General features: G+C 53.9%; 6 protein-coding genes and 1 pseudogene. 2 read left to right on the top strand and 5 right to left on the bottom strand.

The annotated features are described in order from the left end of the window. Positions 1-1,553, bottom strand: a pseudogene (locus CPT76_RS05525) (hypothetical protein); the annotation flags it as partial. 294 nt (positions 1,554-1,847) lie between these two features. Here CPT76_RS05525 and CPT76_RS05520 point away from each other — a divergent pair. After that, positions 1,848-2,051, top strand: a complete 204-nt coding sequence (locus CPT76_RS05520; RefSeq protein WP_076171102.1) for a hypothetical protein — start codon at positions 1,848-1,850, stop codon at positions 2,049-2,051. 113 nt (positions 2,052-2,164) lie between these two features. Here the strand turns inward: CPT76_RS05520 and CPT76_RS38260 are convergent, their stop codons facing one another. Then, positions 2,165-2,488: a pyrophosphohydrolase domain-containing protein gene (locus CPT76_RS38260; RefSeq protein ID WP_219845386.1), complete on the bottom strand. Its 324-nt coding sequence runs from the start codon at positions 2,486-2,488 to the stop codon at positions 2,165-2,167. Further along, positions 2,488-2,697 carry a pyrophosphohydrolase domain-containing protein gene (locus tag CPT76_RS38255; RefSeq protein WP_219845385.1) on the bottom strand — a complete coding sequence of 70 codons (210 nt, stop codon included), beginning with the start codon at positions 2,695-2,697 and terminating at the stop codon, positions 2,488-2,490. Before CPT76_RS38255 ends, CPT76_RS38260 begins: the two co-directional genes overlap by 1 nt. A 156-nt stretch (positions 2,698-2,853) precedes the next feature. Between CPT76_RS38255 and CPT76_RS05510 the strand changes: the two genes are divergently transcribed. Next, positions 2,854-3,489 carry a DUF1796 family putative cysteine peptidase gene (locus CPT76_RS05510; RefSeq protein WP_105442189.1) on the top strand — a complete coding sequence of 212 codons (636 nt, stop codon included), beginning with the start codon at positions 2,854-2,856 and terminating at the stop codon, positions 3,487-3,489. On the opposite strand, the gene CPT76_RS05505 is transcribed toward CPT76_RS05510, so the two are convergent. Both CPT76_RS05505 and CPT76_RS05500 read right to left on the bottom strand, forming a co-directional pair. Next, positions 3,486-4,001, bottom strand: coding sequence for a DinB family protein (locus tag CPT76_RS05505; protein ID WP_105442188.1), 516 nt, complete (start codon positions 3,999-4,001; stop codon positions 3,486-3,488). The two genes, CPT76_RS05510 and CPT76_RS05505, sit on opposite strands and share 4 nt — an antisense overlap. Before the next feature lie 330 nt (positions 4,002-4,331). Continuing rightward, positions 4,332-4,697: BadF/BadG/BcrA/BcrD ATPase family protein (locus CPT76_RS05500; RefSeq protein WP_374954611.1), on the bottom strand; the 366-nt coding region annotated here is incomplete at its 5' end.

Below are 4,697 nucleotides of genomic sequence, written 5' to 3'. Positions count from 1 at the left end.
GCGATCCCGTGTTGATCAGCTACAACCGCAAGAAAAATCGCGCGGTTTTCGTGACCGGTGACGATCTGCCGCCAACCGAGCCCGAGGTCATCCGGGACGCCGTCCTGGCGCGGATCGACATCCTCGAAACGGATGTCAAAGCGGATCATCGGTTGTTCGTTTACGTAGGTCCCGGTCTCTTGCAGTCGGGTTACCGTCCCCTGCACAATCGTTCCTTCGGCCGTAAACTTCTTCTGTCTGGCTGTCATGATCCGGATCAGCAGTCCGAGACCGCCAAACAGCACCAGGGGGATCAGCAGCCAAATCGCCCAGTTGATGACAAGCGCATTGCCGCGCTTCAAATAATGGGCGAAGCTTGTCCATGAGATCCGGTCGGCGCCTTCGGCAATCTGCCAGGTTTGCAGCGCTTCACCGGTCATGCGGGTGAGCGTGCCCCCTTTGACGTTCAGCCAGCCGGCCGACTTTTCTGCTTCGGTAAAGTACAGCGTCGCATCTCCGGTTTCCTTGTAAAAGGACAGCGTACCGCTGCTTACATTCTCCGGTTCCAGGCTAGACAATGGCTGGGACAAGTCTATAAACGACCGGGTCTGCCGGTCGTAGAGATATCCGGTGACTTGGCCTTTCCGTTCGTCCTTTGCCGTCGAGCCGAAGATGAGCGTCTCGCGGTCGTTCAGCGGAAAGACGGCAGCCTGATATACCGGAGCAGGGGTCTTAACGACACTCCCCCAATCCCCCTTGACCGCATCGTAGGTCCGTACCTGCTTTGGTTCACCGGATTCGGTCCTCCACAGCCGGGCAGGATCCACACCGGCAAGTGCGGCAAACTGCTGCTCCGCTAGATCCTCTGCATCAAAGCCAGATCCTCCCTCCGGAATGATCCGCATGGCTGCTTTGTGCTGTGCATTCAATAGGCCGCTGACGTATGCGGCGCTGCCATCTTTCAGATCCAGTTCATAAAGGGGGACGGCGCGGCTGTCGTTAAAACTGCCCATGACTTCGGACATTGACGTCGGCCTTGCTGGCAGTCCCGTGTCTTCGTTGAGATATGCCGTTTGGAATACTCCGTCCTTCACTTCGCCGACGACGAAGGTGTCATTTGCCGTTTCCCCTCCGACCAGCATGCGGCCATTCCAATGATGAACGGCCGATGTTAAAAAGCCGTCAAATTCCAGCATACCTTTAACAAGCTCCTCCACATGGCCGCCGGGGCCAATGACGTTCAACTGCAGCCCCGAACTGTCATCCGTCGTAGCGATCACAAGATTTCCTTTCTGATAGGTGCCTACAAACTGATTATGTATGTTGGAGCGCAAATGGATCGTGGTTACTTCCTGATGCGTCGCCGCATCGTAAAGAATGGCATCCATACCGTCAGAGCCATCCGTCAGGCTGATGACCTTGCTTCCCCCATCCAGGTAAAACAAACCCTCCACCGTCTGCAGACGGTCCTCAACACGGGCTACGTCCTGCTTGTAATCGTTCCAAACCGCGAAGCTTAAAATGACCGCAGGTACAAAAAATACGAGATTCAGCAGGTTGATCCTTTTCTTCATCGATTCCTCCCCTTCATCCATTCCCTATGAACTTATCATAGACGCGGCTGCGAATGCCAGGTAATGACAATATTTTTACCGCCCTACCGGACAATTTCCGGCTTCTTTTGCAGCTGTCCGAAGCATTCTTCTTGTTATACGAATTGCGGAAAGAAAATGTTGAATTTTTTTGTCGATAACCCTTTACAGACTTTTACATTTTCTGATAATATTGTCGTAGACAAGCTAATCAGAGGTTTGCAGATTTGACTACACCGTTGTCTAAAAAAATTACCTATGGGAGTGAATTAAAAGATGAAAAAAACGATTCTCTCGACAGTAATCTTGCTTGGACTTCTTAGCGGACTCTTAGCGGCGGTGGCTTCGGCGGACGCAATCAAGCCGTTCAATCACGGTGCAAACTACGGCACACAGGATGCAATCAAGCCGTTTAATCACGGCGCTAATTACGACACGAAGGACGCAATCAAGCCGTTCAATCACGGCGCAAACTACTAAGTCTTACTTTCATAATTGGTGGTCATACTTAGATAAAAGGAAACGGCTCATGAACGGATATTCCATCCGCCATGAGCCGTTTTTCTTTTGGTTCCCTCTCATCCCCTGCAGCTTTACTTGAACCGCTTCGGACCGAGCTCGATCTGCCGGGTGATCTCCGCCGCGATTTTCGGTTCCGGAGCGAAGTCCCGCTCCCAATGGTCCGGCTTGATCACTTTGCCCACTTCGTTATAATGCGGCTTTCCGTCCGGAAAGAGCTTGCCCATGTTGGCGGTATGGACATGTTCAAAAATCTTGTCCGGCTCCACGCCCGCTTCGACGAATCCGCCGTTGGCAATGTAGAGAATGTCGGTGAATGCATCGATCTGGCCGATCAGCTTGTCCTCCGGATGGGCTTTTTGCTGCTGCTTGCGGTATGTATCCTGCGCCCGTTCCATCAGTTCGGCAAAAATGCCTTGAACCTGTCGTCATTGCCGGCCGTAGCATGCAGCAGTTCAACCACTTCCTCCATAATAAAGGCGGCGCGGTTCATCGCCAGCTTGTCGTTCAAAGCCTGCGGCTCTTCCGGAGCGGGGCAGTCAAAGCCCAAATGAAACTCGCGGACCTGCTGAAATTGGGTTTTTCCCAACGTTTTGGATTCCGTCATGTTAATTTCTCTGGCTCCTTTATCGGTGTAATCTTTAGTATTATAGCAAATTTATCGGCACTGCATTTTGGTAGAAAATAGATTCGTGCCGTTTCCGATAAAGAACGCCGCGAATATCATAGGTTCAGTCCTGTACTCAGAAAGGGGGAATTGACCATGACCAAGGTTAAGTCCTTCGATGCCATATTCAGTCTTGGCAGCAGCTGCCAGGTCGCCTCCCAGCTTCGGAGGAACAGGCTGCGCACGGCTGCCGGTCCTTTCGACTGGTTCAACTTCGCCTCAACCCCGGGCTTCTGCCAGGTGCTTGAATCGCGATTTGAACGGTTTATGCTGCTGCCGAACCTGGAGGTCTACAGCCATTCGGTCAACTGCCACTATGTACGGGATAAGGCCAGCACCTGCCTGTCCTTTCACGATTTTAAATACGATCCAAAGCGGCCCCCGCTCTTCGATTATCCCGAATTCCGCGACAGGCTGGAACGCCGGATCGGGCGCTTCAACCGCTGCCTCTCATCCGTTCAAGACGTGCTGCTGATCCGGACGGTCAAGCATACCGAAGATGCCTATCACATATTCGAGACGATCGAGAACAGCTACATGAATCCACATCTCCGATATTTATTTGTATTGCACAGCAGTGATCCGGATACAGCCGAGATCGATTCGGGACACCCGCAGATCCGCATCGTTCGGATGCCCGCCGGAGCGACCTGGGAAGGGGATGCTCAAGCTTGGAAAAAGGTGCTTGCTCCCTATTGTATCCGCAGCTGCCCCGGCAATCATCCTTTTTAAATTTCCCTGGGATGCTCTGGCAGCCGCTCTTCCAGCTCCGCTTGCTGCCGCAAATGGTGGCGGAAGTGCATGCCGATCAGCCGGTACCATTCCTGCGCATTCAGCCAGCCGAAGCCGCCGTGCCGGACTTTGCCGCCCGGGTGAACCTCTTCCAATTTCAGCTCCCACTCCCGCATTCTTGCCATCACCTTCGCCAGCCCCTCGTCCAGTTCTTCGCTGCTTAACGCGTTATTCGGACTGGCGGCCTGCGCTCCTTCCAGCTTGATCTTGACCGGCGGAAAGCCGCCGCGCCGGAACACGTCATCTCCAGCCGGCGTTTTGCCCAGCGGCTGCTCCTCCATACTCTCTGCACAAGTTTGGACAAAGTCCAGGTACTCCATGGCAACGGCGATCAGATGATCGTACATCTGGCCGATCGACCAGATCTCCGGTCCGGGAATGTACCGCAGCTGCCAGGCGGAATACTTTTGCAAACAAAGGCGGTATCGTTCAATCAACTCGAAGTCATCCATATTTAATGCGCACCTCATTCCGATTTTCCTATGCATTATACGCCCCTCTGTGCCTACCTATTTCTTCCGTATTGCTGAAATATCCTGCTTCTGCGGATCGTTCAGGTGTCCGTCGAGATGGTTCGTACTGACATGGAGCCCGTACTGCCATGGAGCCCTGCCGGCATGACAATTCATATCCAAGCGACGGTATGAGAAATTTATCCTTATCTTAAGGGGTACAACGAAAAAACCTCCTTTATCATGCCGGCATATGCCGCAAGGAAAGGAGGTTTTGCTATTGGCCGCCAGTTGGCGGTCGACTTCACGGTTCACCGGTTGGTCATGCGGCTATTTTGCTTCCCGCAGACGATTCAGCGCCATCAGCACCGCGCCGTTGGCCGCGTCTTTTTTGGGCGTGATGCAGGTGATTTCCGGATAGCGCTCCTGCAGCCCCTCCAGAAAAGCGTCCCGGATATACACGTTGTTAAGCAGCACGCTTCCGGCCATGGCCAGCGCCCCTGCCTGCAGCGCCAGCTTCTCGGCAACGGGCGTTACCAGCTCGGAGAGCGAAGCCGCGCTGCGCTGCGCAATGCCCAGAGCAGCAGGGTCACCGAGCTCGCATGCCCGGGTCAGCAGCGGCGCCAACGCGGCGATGTCCTTTTTGCTTCGGGCTGGATCGTACACGTAGCCGATGATGTCCCGTACCGTTTTCAG

Origin of the sequence: Paenibacillus sp. AR247, from assembly GCF_002968895.1 — a bacterium.
Taxonomy (GTDB): Bacteria; Bacillota; Bacilli; order Paenibacillales; family Paenibacillaceae; genus Paenibacillus_AQ; species Paenibacillus_AQ favisporus.
Note: the sequence above shows the minus strand (reverse complement) of the source record. Positions and strands in the feature narration are given on the sequence as shown.